At 70.8% G+C, this 15,710-nt stretch carries 12 protein-coding genes; 7 read left to right on the top strand and 5 right to left on the bottom strand.

Annotated elements, in window-relative coordinates; genetic code table 11:
• Positions 1 to 147 precede the first annotated feature (147 nt).
• Entirely contained in the window at positions 148 to 2,157 is a 2,010-nt protein-coding gene (locus tag WMF27_RS43265; RefSeq protein ID WP_437763025.1) for an AAA family ATPase, read from the top strand.
• A 4-nt stretch (positions 2,158 to 2,161) separates the two neighbouring features.
• Positions 2,162 to 3,229, top strand: coding sequence for a 5-methylcytosine restriction system specificity protein McrC (locus tag WMF27_RS43260; protein WP_437763026.1), 1,068 nt, complete (start codon positions 2,162 to 2,164; stop codon positions 3,227 to 3,229).
• Between the two features lie 119 nt (positions 3,230 to 3,348).
• Here the strand turns inward: WMF27_RS43260 and WMF27_RS43255 are convergent, their stop codons facing one another.
• From WMF27_RS43255 to WMF27_RS43245, 3 genes are all read right to left on the bottom strand, one after another.
• Positions 3,349 to 4,578, bottom strand: a complete 1,230-nt coding sequence (locus tag WMF27_RS43255; RefSeq protein ID WP_437763027.1) for a DUF4190 domain-containing protein — start codon at positions 4,576 to 4,578, stop codon at positions 3,349 to 3,351.
• Between the two features lie 2 nt (positions 4,579 to 4,580).
• Positions 4,581 to 6,224 (bottom strand): hypothetical protein, encoded by a 1,644-nt coding sequence (locus WMF27_RS43250; protein ID WP_437763028.1) that lies wholly within the window; start codon positions 6,222 to 6,224, stop codon positions 4,581 to 4,583.
• A 330-nt stretch (positions 6,225 to 6,554) separates the two neighbouring features.
• Positions 6,555 to 6,779, bottom strand: a complete 225-nt coding sequence (locus tag WMF27_RS43245; protein ID WP_437763029.1) for a hypothetical protein — start codon at positions 6,777 to 6,779, stop codon at positions 6,555 to 6,557.
• A gap of 720 nt (positions 6,780 to 7,499) precedes the next feature.
• Between WMF27_RS43245 and thiO the strand changes: the two genes are divergently transcribed.
• From thiO to WMF27_RS43220, 5 genes are all read left to right on the top strand, one after another.
• Positions 7,500 to 8,609: a glycine oxidase ThiO gene (gene thiO, locus WMF27_RS43240; protein ID WP_437763030.1), complete on the top strand. Its 1,110-nt coding sequence runs from the start codon at positions 7,500 to 7,502 to the stop codon at positions 8,607 to 8,609.
• A 516-nt stretch (positions 8,610 to 9,125) separates the two neighbouring features.
• On the top strand, positions 9,126 to 10,886 hold the full coding sequence (locus tag WMF27_RS43235; RefSeq protein WP_437763031.1) for a discoidin domain-containing protein: 1,761 nt from the start codon (positions 9,126 to 9,128) through the stop codon (positions 10,884 to 10,886).
• A 207-nt stretch (positions 10,887 to 11,093) separates the two neighbouring features.
• On the top strand, positions 11,094 to 11,678 hold the full coding sequence (locus tag WMF27_RS43230; protein ID WP_437763032.1) for an RNA polymerase sigma factor: 585 nt from the start codon (positions 11,094 to 11,096) through the stop codon (positions 11,676 to 11,678).
• Entirely contained in the window at positions 11,618 to 12,361 is a 744-nt protein-coding gene (locus WMF27_RS43225; protein WP_437763033.1) for a zf-HC2 domain-containing protein, read from the top strand. Before WMF27_RS43230 ends, WMF27_RS43225 begins: the two co-directional genes overlap by 61 nt.
• A 21-nt stretch (positions 12,362 to 12,382) precedes the next feature.
• Positions 12,383 to 13,504: a cytochrome c biogenesis protein/redoxin gene (locus tag WMF27_RS43220; RefSeq protein ID WP_437763034.1), complete on the top strand. Its 1,122-nt coding sequence runs from the start codon at positions 12,383 to 12,385 to the stop codon at positions 13,502 to 13,504.
• Between the two features lie 15 nt (positions 13,505 to 13,519).
• Here the strand turns inward: WMF27_RS43220 and WMF27_RS43215 are convergent, their stop codons facing one another.
• Positions 13,520 to 13,948 carry a (deoxy)nucleoside triphosphate pyrophosphohydrolase gene (locus WMF27_RS43215; protein WP_437763035.1) on the bottom strand — a complete coding sequence of 143 codons (429 nt, stop codon included), beginning with the start codon at positions 13,946 to 13,948 and terminating at the stop codon, positions 13,520 to 13,522.
• A gap of 214 nt (positions 13,949 to 14,162) precedes the next feature.
• Complete coding sequence (locus WMF27_RS43210; protein WP_437763036.1) at positions 14,163 to 15,506, bottom strand: hypothetical protein; 1,344 nt, start codon at positions 15,504 to 15,506, stop codon at positions 14,163 to 14,165.
• Between the last annotated feature and the right edge of the window lie 204 nt (positions 15,507 to 15,710).

Here is a 15,710-nt window from a genome sequence, read left to right as displayed (position 1 = left end):
AATTTGCCCTAGCCTCCCAGGCTGGAGGCTGCCCGCGATGAAAGCACGTCGGCGCAGACGAACATGACCGAGATATCGAGGAAGGCGATTGCGTCTTGGCAAGCGCATCTCCAGCAGGCGCAACGCGACGGCGCATGGCTCCAGGCCATGAAGGCTCTCGAGGAGCAACGCGAAGAAGTCGTGCCGCAGATCCGGGAGCTGCTCGACACCTTCCTCGCAGGCAGCACCGATCTCGAACGCTTCCGGGCGGAATTCGATCGGCGAAGCCGCACCGAATGGAGCACCTTCGGGCTCGGCGGGTTCGGCGGTGGCATGGTGCTGAACAAGCTGGTCAAGCACGTGCCCGATCACGCCACGCTTGCCGCGAAGCTCAAGGCCGCGCTCCGTGTCCCTGCCGACGAGGGTGCAGCCACGCGGCAGCTCCGGGAGTTCCTCGATTACCTCGCGGCGCTGGAGACCACCAATGTCACGACGGCTATCAGGGCCGACACGTCGCGGGTACCCTTCTTCGTGCCCTTCTGGTGGCATATCCAGGCCCCTCAGGAGTGGCCCATCTATTACAAGTCCGCGCGCTCCGCGTTCATCGCGGCGGGCCTCCTCGGCGAGGACGCGGGTATCGCAGACCAGTACACGCGTTTCCGTCGCGTCTTCCTGGAGCTCGCGAAGGCACTCGACATCGACGCCTGGCGCCTCGAGCAGCTCTGCAAGCGCGTCGGGGGCGCTGAGGGTGAGGGCACCCATGAGGAGAGCGTGATCGCCGCGCCCGACACGACAGAAGGCGGCGCGGAGCGCCGCGTCTGGCTGCTGGCGCCTGGAGAGGGCGCACGCCTCTGGGAGGACTTCAAGAAGGAATCCATCGCAGCGATAGGTTGGGATTCCCTGGGCAACCTGAAACGGTACTCCGACTTCGACGCGATCCGGAGGAAGCTCGCCGAGGGTCGAAACGACGGCAGGATCCCGACGAACGACGCGCTGGCCTGCTACGAGTTCGCGCGCAAGATGCAGATCGGTGACACCGTTGTCGCGAAGCGAGGCGTCCACCACATCGTCGGCTACGGCATCATCGAATCGGACTATCGCTTCGATCCCAAGCGCTCCGAGTACAAGCACGTGCGCACCGTGAAGTGGCTCAAGTCCGGCGACTGGCGTGTACGCGACAAACCGCTGGTACTGAAGACGCTGACCGATATTGGCAAGTACCCGCAGCTCGTGGCGCAAATCGAGAACGTGCTCGGGGTTCGCGGCGGCAACGGTCCCGAGCCTCCGGAGCCGACGAAATCGTACACGCTCGACGAGGCATGCCGTGACCTCTTCCTCGGGCGCATCCACATCGAACGGATGCTCGGGCTCCTGCGGAACAAGAAGAACCTCATCCTGCAAGGACCGCCCGGGGTGGGGAAGACGTTCGTGGCGAAGCGGCTCGCGTACCTGCTTCTCGGCGAGAAGGCTCCCGAGCGCATCGACATGGTGCAGTTCCACCAGTCGTACGCCTATGAGGACTTCGTCCGCGGCTACTGCCCGACCGAGGAAGGCTTCGTGCGGCGCGATGGCCCATTCCTCCGGATCTGCAACCGCGCTTTGCAGGATCTCGACAACTCCTACGTGCTCATCATCGACGAAATCAACCGCGGCAACTTGAGCAAGATCCTGGGCGACCTGATGATGCTCATCGAGGCCGACAAACGTGGCCAGGAGTGGGCGACGACGCTCTCGTACTCGACCGAGGACGAGGAGCGATTCTACGTCCCCCCGAACTTGCACATCATCGGCACCATGAACACAGCGGACCGCTCGCTCGCCCTGGTGGACTACGCCCTCCGGCGCCGCTTCGCGTTCGTCTCGGTCGCGCCGAGTTTCGAGACCGACGCGTTCGCCGCGGAGCTCTCGCGGATGCAGGTGCCAGAGGCGCTCGTCGGGCGGATCCGGGTGCGCATCAAGCTGCTCAACGACATGATCCGGGAAGATCGGCAGCTCGGCCAGGGCTTCTGTATCGGTCACAGCTACTTCTGCCAGGCTCCGGCGGGGCGGGCTCCTGCCGAGGACTGGTATGGGCAGATCGTCGAAACCGAGATCCGACCGCTGCTCGAAGAGTACTGGTTCGACGCGCCCGAGCGCGCCGCAGAGGCGCTCGCGCTCATGTACGACGATGAGCACTGACACCGTGGAGATTCCGATCCGGAACGTGTACACGCTGCTCGCCTACGCGTCCGGGTTCCTGGAGCTCTCGGCCGTCTCGGAGGTCGGCGCGATCGAAGCGGACACGCCAGCAGATCTCCTCGCGCGGCTGCTCGCGGACGGGCTCAGTGCGCTGCTCCGGCGTGGGCCGTACCGCGCGTACCTCGAACGCGCGGAGGACGTACGGCGGCCGCGTGGTGCCGTCGACGTCACGCGCACGGTCAGCTGCGCGCTGCGGTCGCGAGGGCGCGTGGGCTGCCGCTTCGACGAGCTGTCGTACGATGTCATCGAGAACCGCGTCGTCAAGGCAGCAGCCCGCTTGCTCAGCACGTGCCGCAACATCAAGCGCGAGCTCGCCCTCGCGCTGCGCGCCGCGTACTTCCGCATGGAGGACGTCGCGGACGTCGAGCTCAGCGCCGAGCTGCTGCGGCGAGCCCGCGTCCCCCGCGGGTATCGCCTCTACGGGATGCTGCTCGACATATGCCAGCTCGTGCTCGCTAACTTTCTCCCGGACGAGCAAGGGGACGGTTCTCGACTCCGGGACTTCACCCGTGACGACGAGCAGATGGCGCACCTGTTCGAGGCGTTCGTACGCGGCTTCCTCCAGCACCATCTGGCCGGCGCTCGCGTCGCCCGCGAGCACCCAAGCTGGGCCAGCGCTTCGGGAGAGCCCACGGCGCTCCAGCTCCTGCCGCGGATGATCACCGACGTGTCGGTCCGCTGGCCCGGGCAGTGCACCATCGTCGAGACCAAGTTCGTGAGGCGGCCCCTCAGGGAGCTCGCAGGCAGCGTACGGCTCAAGCTGCGATCGGATCACCTGTACCAGCTCTTCGCCTACGTGAAGAACACCCGCGAGCGGGAGCCCGCATCGATCAATGTGGACAGCATCCTGCTCTACGCGAGCGTCGGACGCGGCCTGTCCGAGACACTTTCGCTGGGAGACATCCGCGTCTCCGTCCGGACGCTCGACCTGTCGGCGAGCTGGACCGACATCCGTGCGGCCCTGCTGTCCTTGCCGTTACGACGCGGCGCGACGCGCATGGTGGCTGTGTGAGAACGCGCTCTCCGCGTGCACAGCGAGGCGCTCCGTCGAACCTGACGATGGCGTGCGGCTTCGCAGCGCCGTCGTGTACATCACACCTCGCGACATGCGGGCTGGGCGTGCCAAGACGATCACTCCTCGCAGCCGCAGACGCCTCCGTGATGTGAGCAGCAGCCACGATACGAGGAGCGGGCGCAGAGGCAGCTCGGCGAGAGCGTGCCGTCGCAGCACTGCACCCGGAGGCTCGCCTGTCGCCTCTCCTCGGCCGCCTCTTTCATCTGCCGCTGCCTTTCCTCCGCGGCTTCCTGGAGGTCCCGCCGCCGCTTCTCTTCCGCCTCCCGCCGCCGCCGGATCTCCTCCACACCCGCGTCGACATCCGGCCGCAATCGCGCGACCCGCGCGAGGAGCGCTGCGCAGGGCTCTGCCTGCTGCACGTCGGTGCCCCGGAACTCGTCCAGCGCGAGCTCGACACGGCTCAACGCAGCTTGAGCATCCTCCCACCGTCGCAGCGTTGCCCTGGTGGAGGCGACCTGCAGATCCCGCGCGATCGCTGGAGCGACGTCCTTGAAGCGGGCAGCGGCTCTCTGCTCCCTCGCCGCCCGCTCCCGCTCCTCCTCGGCGCGCTGTTGCGCCTTTCGGGCGGCTTCCTCCTCGTCACGCCGCTGGATGGCCTCGCGCTCTCTCCCGTCGACCTCGCCCTCCGTGCGCGCAACCTCCAGCGACGCCGCCCCGACGCAGGTGCTCCGCGCCTCCTGGAGATGCGACCGGGCCCGATCGAAGCTCGCGGCCTCGAGCGCCTCGTTCGCGCTGCGGCGTGCCTGCTCGCAGGCGGCGAGCGCTTCCCGGCGAACGCGCTCGTCGGCGCTGCGCTTCGTGATGAAGCCCGCGAAGCCCACGCTCAGCAGGCCGGCCACCGCGGGGTAGACCACCCACGGCGCCCGACGCGACGCCAGCGCAGCAGCCGCGAACGGCCGCGGTGCAGCCGCGGTGGAGACACCGATCGCGACCGTCAGGCCAGCGAGGATCCCTGCCCCGAGCACGACGAGCGCCACAGGCTCGGAGGTGGCGCCAATCACGTAGAGCAATAGCAGCGTGTAGACCTGGGTTCCGGCCCACCCGAGGGCGACGCCGAGCCTGGCCCTCGCCTCACCCGTGTATCGCCCCTCCGAGCTGGCGATCTCCCGGAGCACGAGCCGGCCGAGCAGGATCGCAGGCACGCCAAGGAGGGGTCCGAGCACCATCGCCGCAGCGCCCAGCTTGAAGAGCGTCTCGCTCGACGGATGAGGCCGCGGGAACAGCCCTTCCAGGTTGGGCACCGGGCTCGGGCCGGGCGGCGAGCTGGGCGGATCCCGATCTGCCACCGTCACGTCTCCAGCGCCGCGAGCGCATCCTCGAGCCAGCGGATCTGCTGCGCTTGCAGCTCGTCTGGGACCTCGTCGGAGCGGACGGCATCGAGCGCGGCGAGCAGATGGCGACGCTTCGCGGCTGAGGTCTTGAGCCCATCCACCTTCTCCAGGACGGCATCGACCTCGATCCGGGAGGCCTCGAGCAGGAGCTGATCGCGCAGCTCCTGGAGCGTGAGCCGCTCGAGGCCGAACCGCACGGCGCTCCTGCGCCCCGCGGGCCCCTTCGCGGCCTCGAGCCTTGCGAGCGCCTCCTCCAGCGCCTCCTTTTCCTGCACCCGCAGCGCCCGCTGGCGGCGCTCCTCCTCCTCGACGAGGATCGCCTGCCGGCGCGCCTGCTCTCGGGCGCGGAGCGCCTCCCGGCGTGCCGGCGCGTCCTCGTAGTCGCCGAGCGCCTCGTACTCCTCGTCAGCCTGCACCGGCGTGCCGGCGTCCTCCAGGGCGATCGCCAGCTTGTAGCGGACCGCGCGCGCGGTCTCCTCGTCCATGGGAAGCGAGAGCGCATGACGGAGCCCCACCGCCGCGAGGCCGTGCTGGCCCGCCGCGCCGAGCTTCTCCGCGTGGGCGATCGCGAGCTTCAATGCTTCTCGCTGCCGCGCTTCTTCCTGGTGTTTCCGCGCCTCGTCCTCGCGGCGCCGCTCCTCCTCGACCTCGGCCTGCAGCGCCGGGAGACGGTCGGCCGCGTCCTCCAGACCGCCCTGAGCGATCAGCGCCTGGTACTCGACGATGGCGGTGGAGCGAGAGTCATGGTCTTCCAGCAACCGCGCCAGCTTGTAGCGCAGGCTGCGCGACAGCTCCGGGGCACAGCCGGGCGCATCCGCAGCCTGCCGCAGCAACGTCGCTGCGTGTTCGATCTCGCCCAGCGCGACCCGTGCGTCCGCCAGCGCGCAAGCGCCCAGCGGGAAGGCAGGATCCGAGGCGGAGAGCTTGAAGTTGCCTACGGCCTCACGCGGATGCCCGTCGAGCACATGAATCTGGGCTCGCGCGACCTCGATGCTGCCAGCTCCCCCGCCTTCCGGGCGAAACGGCAACGGCGCAGGCAGCCCAGGGAAGGCCAGCGTCATGCCCGACGAGAGCCGGCCGATGCTCGGGACCCGCGCGGCGGCCCTTTCCAGGGCCGCGAGGGCGTCCTGGTAGCGCGCGCGGCACGCGGCGTGAGCTGCGACGAGCAACCACGCGTCGGCATCGTCCTGTCCGCGGTCCTCCAGCGTGCTGAGCAGCTCGGCGACCCTGGGATCCGATGCGTGGAGAGCGGCGATGGTATCGAGGAACAGCACCTCCAGGCGCTCGCGCGCTATCCGTCGAGCTATCCGGTAGATCGCGTAGGCTGCGCCCCCGGCGCCGAGGAAAATCCAGACGGCCGGGATGGTCAGGATCATGACGAGCGCGTACAGAAGCAGCGCGAGGAGGCCGGTCAGCGCGATGATCGCCAGGAGCACCACGAGAGGGTGTCCACTCCGCGACGCGCCCTGCCCGGAGGGCGGGAGACGCTCGCGGTATACGACATAACCCACGCCGACGAGCCCGAGCGCGATCCACGGGTACGGCGTCGCGAGGACCGCGGCCAGGGCGGAAATGATCGCGAACAGCGCGTAAAGCCCCAACCCGATCGCGAGCAGGAGCGCAAGCGCACCGGCCGATCCACCACGCCGCCCGCGTGTCCGCGGAAGACGGACGCGAGGGAAGGGTCGAGGGCTACGGCGTCCCATTCGCCACGTTCATTCTCGGCGGGGACGCCGCTGCTTGTCAATGTGCCCTTGCACCGCGGTGGGACAACATCTCCCGTGGTCCCACGATGGCGGTCGGTCGCTCGACGGCGCGACGGCGTGGTACCGAACCTGGTGGTCCCCGTTACCCCGGATCAGCAGAAGAACCGCCAAGCCGCCGAGGACGTCAAGGGGAGATGGGGAAGGGGGCCGTCCGGGCATCCCCCCCTATTCCCCGGTTTTCTTGGCGCCCTTGGCGGCTTGGCGGTTCGCTTCCCTGGCCGACTTCTCCCAGTAGAGATAACCGTCTTTGTTTTCTCTCCGCATGCCGCCTGCCGAGACCTCTAAGTCGACGTCATCTCCAGCATCATCACCCACGTTGGGCCCCTGCATGAGCAGCTCGTACAGCGTACCCTCCATCTCGAGCGCAGACGGCGCGAAGATCTCACTCACGGCCTCGGGGGGCGATATCCCCGCGAGCGACCCAGAAGACTGCCGCCGCCTGCCGCATCTCCCCTGCGACTTGCTCCGGTGTCTTGGGTGTATGGAACGCAGCTTCCCGTAGTTCTTCGGTGACCCTCATGCACGCCTCCTGTTGCTTCAGATCCCTTGCCCTATCTTCCGCGCAAGGCCGCCGTCCAATCACTGCCGAGCCCCGGCAGCGCTTCCCCCTGCCCCTGCCGGGCCTCCGCAGCCCTTCCCCCCACCCATGCCGGGCCTCCGCAGCCCTTCTCCAAACCCCTGCCGGGTCTCCGCAGCGCTTCCCCCAACCCCTGCCGGGTCTCCGCAGCGCTTCCCCCAACCCCTGCCGGGTCTCCGCAGCGCTTCCCCCAACCCCTGCCGGGTCTCCGCAGCGCTTCCCCCAACCCCTGCCGGGTCTCCGCGGCGCGTCTCCCTGCCCCTGCCGGGTCTCCGCAGCCCTTCTCCAAACCCCTGCCGGGTCTCCGCAGCGCTTCCCCCTGCCCCTGCCGGGGCTCCGCAGCGCGGGTGCTCCGGAAGGCGCACGCCCCGACGCCGCCCCAGGGTCGACAGCCGAGCATCGCTCTCCCCTGCGTCGACAGATCCCGCGAAGCAGCCCCCGATCTCATGTCGCAGCGCGCCGCGGGCGACGCGGCGACACGCGCTCCAGGTTGTGTGGCTGCCCTCGGCGCCCGGCGTGCTATGCACGCGCCGATGAGCGACGTGGTGGTGATCGGCGGCGGCGTGGCCGGGTGCGCCTCGGCGCTGGCCCTGGCGCGGCGCGGGCTGTCTGTCCGTGTCCTCGAGCGCAACCAGGGCGAGGGCGCTTCCTGGGCGGCGGCGGGGATCATCGGCCCCCAGCTCGAGGCCGCGGGCGACGGCCCCCTCGCGCGGCTCTGCCTCGCGAGCCGCGCCCTCTACGCGGAGCTCGCCGCGTCGCTCGTCGAGGCGACGGGCATCGACGTCGGGTACCGGCAGAGCGGCGCCCTCCGCGTGGCGTTCACCGCGGAAGGACGCGAGGAGATCGCGCGCGAGCTCGGGTGGCAGCGCGAGGCCGGCCTCGCCGTGGAGATCTGCGACGGCGACGGGGCGCGCGCGCACGCGCCGGCGCTCTGCGACGAGGTCGCCGGCGGCGCGTGGCTGGCCGACGAGGCGCGCGTCGATCCGCCGTCGCTCATGCGCGCGCTGCGCATCGCGGCGGAGCGCGCGGGCGTGCAGTTCAGCACCGGGGCGACCGTCCGGCGCATCGTGGTCGAGCGGGAGCACGCGCGCGGCGCGCAGCTCGAGGACGGGACGAAGGTCGAGGCGGGCTGGACGGTGCTCGCCGCCGGGAGCTGGTCGTCGCTGCTCGAGGCGTCGGGCCTCGCGCCCTCGGCCGTGCGCCCGGCGCGCGGGCAGATCGTCGAGCTCACGCCGGCGACGCCGGTGCTCTCGCAGGTGGTCTACGGCCCCGGCTGCTACCTGTCGCCGCGCGACGACGGGCGCGTGCTCGTCGGCGCGACCACGGAGTTCGCCGGCTACGTCACCGCGGTGACGTCGCGCGCCGTGCGCGACCTCCTGACCGCGGCGCTCCGGCTCGTGCCCGCGCTCGGCGACGCGCCGATCGGCAGGACGTGGGCCGGCCTCCGGCCCCACCCGAAGGACGCGCTGCCGATCCTCGGCGAGGGGGAGATCGCGAATCTGATCTTCGCGACAGGGCACTTCCGCAACGGCGTCTTGCTCGCCCCGGTAACGGCGAAGATCGTGGCGGCGCTGATCACCGGAGAGGAGCCGCCGCTCGATCTGTCGCCCTTCTCGGCCAGGCGGCCCGGCATCGCCGGCTGAGCGCGGCGGCGAGGTGTGCGCACCTGGCGCGGCGAGCCGACGGTCGTCCGCTCGAGCATCGATGCGCGGAGACCCTCGCGATGGTTCGGCGCGACAGCGCCCGAGCCCCCTGGACACTCTGCCCGATGGGAACGACGCCAGCGTGAGGCTGGCAATCCGCTGAGCTCCCTCGCGAGGCAAACGCTCATCGGGGAGCCTCGATCGCCAGCCGTGAATTGACCACAGCCCATTCGGACAGCAGACAAGATGCTGACAGACATCCTTTTTCCAGGAGGGCGGCCAGACAAGCAAGGCAATGAGCTGTCGACCAGGAGCAGGCTCCCCAGCACCGGCTTGACATCGCCGGGAAATACCGTATCTCATCTCCTTCAGCGCTTCGATCTTGCTTGGCAGCATCATCACCCACACTTTCTTGATATCAGTGAAGTGATCCACTGAAAGGAGAATACCTTGAGCTTACGCACTCTCTTTCCCACAATGTGTGTCGCCCTGGCGACAGCTCTCGCGGGCTGCGTCGTGGGCGTTGACACGGGCGTTGACGAGGGCGCTGCGACAGACAGCGATCACGTCGGTGACCAGCAGCCGTCGGCGCTCGCGTCGTCTGGCTGCACGGTTCGTCTCACGCCGACGAGCCTCGTCGCGAGCGTCGCGCAGGCCGAGAACCCGGCGGCGAACGTCGCCGATGGCAGCCTGGCCACCCGCTGGTCGGGCCGCGGCAAGGGCGCCTACGTGACGGCGGACCTGGGCGCGAAGCAGCGCATCTGCGGCATCTCTCTCGGCTGGTACAACGGCGGGGTCGATGGGCGCATCTACGACTACGCGCTCTCGACGTCCACGGACGGCCAGAATTTCTCGCCGCTCTTCGCGGGGAAGAGCCTGCCGAGCACCTCGCTCCAGCCGGTCGAGCTCCAGGCCGTCGACGCGCGGTACGTCCGCCTCACGGTCAACGGGAATACCGTGAACGACTACGCCAGCGTGACGGAGCTCCAGATCTCCGCCAGCGCGGCCCCCGCCGGCGCCTTCGTGCACCCGGGCATCCTGGTCAGCAAGGAGCAGCTGGATTTCGTCAAGACGAAGATCGGCGGCGGTCAGCAGCCCTGGACCAAGGAGTACCAGCTCGCCAGGGGCTCGAGGCACGCGAAGCGGGACTACGTCGCCAGCCCGGTGCCGGTCGTGAAGTGCTCCACGCCTGGCTCGAAGCAAAAGGCCATCGACCTGGGCTACGAGCAAGCGGGGTGCAGCGAGATGGTCAACGACGGGAACGCCGCCTATACGCAGGCGCTGCTCTGGTACTACAGCGGCGACGCACAGTACGCCGAGAACGCGAGGCGCATCCTCAACGCCTGGGCGCGCACGATGACCGCCATCCTGTTCGATCAGCCCCGCTTCCCGGACAACAACGGTCAGGTCTACGCCAACGGCCACTTCGTCGCTGGCTGGGCAGGCACCAACTTCCTGCGGGCCGCGGAGATCTTGCGCTACACGTACGGCGGCTGGACGGCCGAGGACACGGCGCTGCAAGAGAGCCACTTCAGGACCGTCTACTGGAACCTGGTGAAAGACGGCTGGACGGGCGGCGGGAACCGGACCTCCGTGATGAACGAGACGGCGCTCGGCATCGCGATCTTCACGAACGATCGCGAGAAGTACGAGTACGTCGTGAGCCAGGCAGAGCACTCCAGCAAGGCCATGATCTACATGCCGAGCGACGGCGGCCAGCCGCTCTATCCCATGTATCAGGGCCGGCCGCGCTACACCAACGACGCGAAGGGCGATCTCGCGGGGATCTGGAGCAAGCCGACGCGCTACATCGCCGGCCTGGAGCAGGAGACCTGCCGCGACCTCGGGCACATGCAGATGGGCACGAGCTCGCTGGCGAACATGGCAGAGACCCTCCGCATCCAGGGCGACGCTCGCAGCGCCTACGGCGACGACCCGGTTCATGACGAGAACCGCCTGCTGCAGGCGCTCGAGCTGAACGCCGATTACGTGCTGCAATACCTCGACAACACGGGCAATCGGGTCGGCGTGAAGGTGACGCCCGCGGGCTGGATGCCGGCGCGAAACTGGCCGTGCAGCAGCTTTTCCGAGTCCGCCGGCGGCGGCTCGGCGGTCATGGGCTGGGAGATCGGGTACAACGAGTTCCGCAACCGCCGCGGGATCAGCATGCCGAAGACCGAGGAGCTCATCACGCGTGTCAGGGCGATGAGCAGCGCTTCCACCCGGGTCGGCAACCACATCGGCTGGGAGGCGCTGACGCACGCGGGCGCGCCCTAGCCACCCCGCAGCGCCGGTCCTCCCGAGCACGGGCTCCCGCGCGCCGCGGGAGCCCGTCCCCTGCGCCGTCGCCCGCCGCCCACGATGTAAGCCGGGCCACGTCCTCGCCGAGAACCCGCCGGTCAGGAACTTTTCGATGGGCTCGCCGTGTCCTGGAGGTGTCCGGGAAACGAGGCGGCGTCAGCCTTCCTCCTCCCGGCCCGGCCCATGCGCACGTCTCCCCACGCCTCGTTCCTCGATCGGCTCCTCGCCGAGCTCCCGTGCCTCCTGCGGGCGGCGCGCCGCCTGACGCGCTCGGAGCAGGACGCCGAGGATCTGGCGCAGGCGACGATCGTGCGCGCGATCGAGCGGCACGCCGACCTGCGCGACGAGGGGCGCATGCGCGCGTGGCTGCTCCGCATCGAGCGGTCGGTGCTGCTCAACGCGACGCGCGGCGCGCGGCAGCGCCTCGAGGTGATCGAGGGCGGCCGCGGGGCCGAGTCGGTGCCGGAGCCGCAGGGCGATCTGGAGGCGGAGCTCGTCGAGCGCGGCTTCGCCGACGAGGTCGAGCGCGCGCTCGCGCGCGTGCCGCCGGAGTGGCGCGAGGCGCTGCTCCTGCGGGAGGTCGAGGAGCTTTCCTACGAGGAGATCGCCGATCTCCAGGGGTGCCCGGTGGGCACGGTGCGATCACGGCTCTCGCGGGCGCGGCTCGCGCTCGTCGAGGGCCTCTCCGAACGATGCGAGGAGACGTCATGGCAGGGTGCAACCGCGAGTGGTTCGAGAACATTTCGGCGTGGCACGACGGCGAGGTGACGCCCGAGGACGCGGCGCGGATCGAGGCGCACATCGCCGGCTGCGGGCCCTGCCGGCGCGCCGCGGAGGTCCTCGGCGGCGTGCGGCGCGCGCTCGTCGCGAAGGCGGACGGGGAGGTCCCGGAGCGCCTGCGCGAGCGGGCGGAGGCCGCGGCGCGGAACGCGCGCCCGCGGCGCCGCGGCCCCTGGGCGATCACGGCCGCCCTCGCCGCGGCGGCGGCGGCCGCCGCGCTGCTCGTCGGCAGCCCGGGCCGGGGCGTGAGCGCGGCGATGGCCGACGAGCTCGTGAGCCACCACGTGCGCGGCTTCGCGCGCGAGCGCCCGTGCGACTTCGAGTCCTCCGATCCGGGCGCCGTCGCCGGGTGGCTCGAGGGGAAGCTCGGCTACGCGGTGACCGTCCCGCCGGTGTCCGGCGCCCGGCTGCTCGGGGCGCGCCTCTGCCAGATCGGCGGCACGCGCACGGCGGCGCTCATGTATGAGAGCGGGGACAAGCCGCTCACGGTGTTCGTGCCGCCGCCCGGCTCCGGCGCCGCGACGGCGGCGCGCGCGCTCGCGGGGCGCAGCGTGGGGTGCACCCGGGGGCCGCTCGGCAACGCGATCTGCGCGAGGAGCGTGGAGCAGCCGGTGCTCGCGGTGGCTGAAGTGGACACAGCGGCGCTCGCGCCGGCGCTCTTCGGGCACTGATCCCGTCGATCGCGAGGACCCATGATGACGATCGGTTCATTGCTGGCGCTCTTCGGCGCGGGGCTCCTGACGTTCGCGTCGCCCTGCGTGCTCCCCATGCTCCCCGTCTACCTGTCGGCCCTCGGCGGCGCCGGGGCGCTCGGCGGTCCGGACCCGGCGGCGGCGAAGCGCGGCGTGCGCCTCGCCGGCGTCGGCTTCGCGATCGGCCTCGCGATCGTGCTCGTCGCGCTCGGCGCCGGCGCGTCGGCGATCGCCGCGGTCCTCGCGCCCCACCGGCGCGCGTTCACCGTCGCGTCCGGCGTGCTCCTGGCGCTCTTCGGCGCGAAGCTCCTGGGCGTGCTGCGCCTCCCGTGGCTGGAGCGCGAGGCGCGCCCGCTCCTCTCCCGCCTCCCGGGCGCGGGCGGCTTCTGGGGGGGCATGCTCTTCGGGATCGCCTTCGCGGCGGGGTGGACGCCGTGCGTCGGCCCGGTGCTCGGCGCCGCGCTGACCTATTCGGCCAGCGCGGGCGCGAGCCCGCTCACCGGCGCGATCCAGCTCGGCGCTTACGCCGCGGGCCTCGCCGCGCCGCTCGTCGCCGCGGCCTTCGTCGGGCCGGCTGCTGTCGCGCTCGCGCGCCGCGTGATGCCGGCCACGCCGGCCCTCCAGCGCCTGACGGGGGCGCTGCTCGTGGCTGCCGGGATCGCGGTCGCTGCCGGCCGTCTGGACGCCCTCTCGCCGGCGCCCGCGGCGGCCCTGGATGCGGGCGCGCCCTGCGAGAGCGGCCCCGCCGGCGCGTGCGCGGCCCCGGAGGGCGCCGTGGCGCAGGGCGCCGTGGCGCAGGGCGACGTGGCGCTGCCCGAGGGGATGCCTCGGCTGCTCGAGTTCGAGAGCGCTCACTGCGCGGTGTGCGAGCGCATGGCGCCGCTCGTGAAGGAGCTCGAGGCGCGCTGCGCCAAGGAGGCCGGCACCGTCCTGCGCATCCAGGTCGACGATCCGCGCGGGCAGGCCCTCGCCGCCCGCTACGGCGTGCGCTTCGTGCCGACGTTCCTCAGCGTCGACGCCGCAGGGCAGGAGGTGGAGCGCGCCGTCGGCGAGCTGCCTGCCCAGCGGCTCGCGAGCCTCATCGGCGACGTCCGCGGCGAGGCGTGCTCCCCCGCCTTGTGAGCCCCGACGGCGGGGCTAGGCTCCCGCGAGCCGCGCGCGCACCTTGGCGAGCACCGCGACGTCGGCGGGCGGGAAGAGCTCGTCCCGGAGCTCGGCCGCCTCGGCCCAGCGCACGTCGGCGACGTCGAGCGCGGCGGGCGCGGGCGAGCCCTCGGCGAGGGCGGCGGCGTAGAAGAGGAGGAGCACCGGCCTCTTCGGATAGCGGTGGTAGGTCACCTCGACGATGTCGCCGACCTGGGCCTCGACGCCGATCTCCTCGCGCAGCTCGCGGATCAGGGCGTCTCGCGGATCCTCGTCGGCCTCGACCTTGCCGCCGGGGAACTCCCACGCGCCCTCGAGGTGCGCGCCCGCCTTGCGCTGCGTGAGCAGGACGCGGCCGCGCTCGATGATGACGGCGGCGGCGACGAGGACCAGGGGAGGAGCGGGCTCGGGCGTGGCGGACATGGGCGCGTAGAATGTCGGTCGCGGCGCGCAAGACAAGGGCGAACGGCGCGCTCGACGCTGCGCTTCCCTCCGGAGTTTGCATTGCCTTTCTCGGCTGGGATTTCTCACCCTCGGACCCGAGCTCCGGCGGCGGCGGGAGCGGGGGCGCGACCGGCGGCACCGGTACGACCGGGGGCACGTTTGGCAGGCCAGCGCGGCCGGTCGCGCCCCGTCGTCACGGCGTGTAGCTGGGCAGCTCGATCACGTAGGCGTCGACGGTATCCCCGTTGCCCCAGTCGCTCCCGAACACAGCGCGCGTGCCGCTCGGGCTGGGCACGGTGTGCGGCTCGGCCCAGTACGGCTCGGCGAGGTGGGTGTTCTCCTTGCCCCAGCTCCGGTGGCGGCCAATCCGGCAGACCTTGCCCGTGCTCGTGTCGGCGATCAGGTTTTCCATGTCGAGCGCCCCTGTGCCCGACGTATCGCCGATCGACGACACGAACACCCACCCCGGCCGCTTGTACGCCATCCCCGAGATGTGCCCTGTCGGGGGGTAGGGCCACCCCGTCTCCGGACCGATGACCACCTTCGAGGTGCCCTCCGCGAGATCCCATGTGACGAGGAGCCCGATGTCGTCATTGCCGCCGGGACCGGGATCGTAGACAGCCCCGTTCCAGGTGTCGTGACCGTTCACCAGGCTCAGCGACGCGTGGCCGTACGGCTCCAGCAGGTCCAGCGTACGCACCACGTTCAGCTGCGGATCGGTCACGCCGCCGCTGTCGCTCAGGAACGCGAGCGTCCCGCTCGGCGCGACCTGGGCGGGGTTCTCGTCGAGCGCCTTCCTGGCGAGCACCGTGTTCTGGCCGATATCATAGATGAACACCTGATCGTCGCACGTGAGGCCGATGCGGTTCGAATCCCACGACATGAACAGCGGGTCGCTGCCCGCGCTCGCGCCGCCCGAGCAGAAGTCGAACGTCGTCACGACCTCCTTCGTCCCGGCGCCGACGTGGTAACGGATGAAGTCCTTGTCGTCCACGTAGAACAGGACGTCGGGATCGGAGGTGTGCCAGTACACCTGCTCGACGTCCGCAGGCGAGATGTCGAGCGCCTCGATGAACTGGTACGTCTTGCCGTCGTAGAGCTGGTGCTCGCCGGCCGCGACCGAGAAGAGGATGAGCCTCGACTCGTCCGCGTTCCACGCCGAGATGGTCGAGTACATCGGCTTGATGACCGGGTCGTTCCCGCCGTCCGGCGCGACCGCCGTGATCCGGCGGATCGTGGTGCCGAACTCGGCGTCGGTGACGGCCTCGCCGAGCGCCGGCCTGGCGAGCTCGGTCATCGGGCGCGCTTCCCTGTCCTGCACGAGGCCCGCGCAGAGATCGATCGGCTCGCCCGGGCCCGCGCCGCCCGCGCCTGCCGAGCTGCCCGTCCCCGTCGCGCCGGCGGCGCCCGTGCCGACGACGCCGCCGGATCCGGGCGTTCCTCCGGTCCCGCCGTCTCCGGCCGAGGAGCCGCCGTCGGAGCAGGCGGCGAGGAAGGAAGAGGAGACAAGGAGGGTGACAGCGACGCCGACTCTCATGGGGTTTCCTTGGCGCGAGCCACGATGCGTGACCGCGGCAGCATACCCCGAAGCAACGTCGGGCGTACGGGGCGCCGCAGGACGACGTCTGCACGCCGCTCACGGGCGTCGCCTGCCGGAATCGTGCTGGGTCATCCCACTGCGCCCCGCGGGTGTGGATCTAACTTGCTCATCCCGTGCGTGAATGAGATCCTCGACACCTGC

The organism is Sorangium sp. So ce281, from assembly GCF_051527395.1.
In the GTDB taxonomy this organism is placed as follows: Bacteria; Myxococcota_A; Polyangia; order Polyangiales; family Polyangiaceae; genus Sorangium; species Sorangium cellulosum_B.
This window is presented reverse-complemented; position numbering and strand designations above follow the sequence as displayed.

Bases quoted from the DNA above. Each gene is read 5' to 3' on its own strand.
- WMF27_RS43265 (WP_437763025.1), top strand. From the start codon at position 148: ATGAAGGCTCTCGAGGAGCAACGCGAAGAAGTCGTGCCGCAGATCCGG.
- thiO (WP_437763030.1), top strand. From the start codon at position 7,500: ATGAGCGACGTGGTGGTGATCGGCGGCGGCGTGGCCGGGTGCGCCTCG.
- WMF27_RS43230 (WP_437763032.1), top strand. From the start codon at position 11,094: ATGCGCACGTCTCCCCACGCCTCGTTCCTCGATCGGCTCCTCGCCGAG.
- WMF27_RS43225 (WP_437763033.1), top strand. From the start codon at position 11,618: ATGGCAGGGTGCAACCGCGAGTGGTTCGAGAACATTTCGGCGTGGCAC.
- WMF27_RS43220 (WP_437763034.1), top strand. From the start codon at position 12,383: ATGATGACGATCGGTTCATTGCTGGCGCTCTTCGGCGCGGGGCTCCTG.
- WMF27_RS43215 (WP_437763035.1), bottom strand. From the start codon at position 13,948: ATGTCCGCCACGCCCGAGCCCGCTCCTCCCCTGGTCCTCGTCGCCGCC.
- WMF27_RS43210 (WP_437763036.1), bottom strand. From the start codon at position 15,506: ATGAGAGTCGGCGTCGCTGTCACCCTCCTTGTCTCCTCTTCCTTCCTC.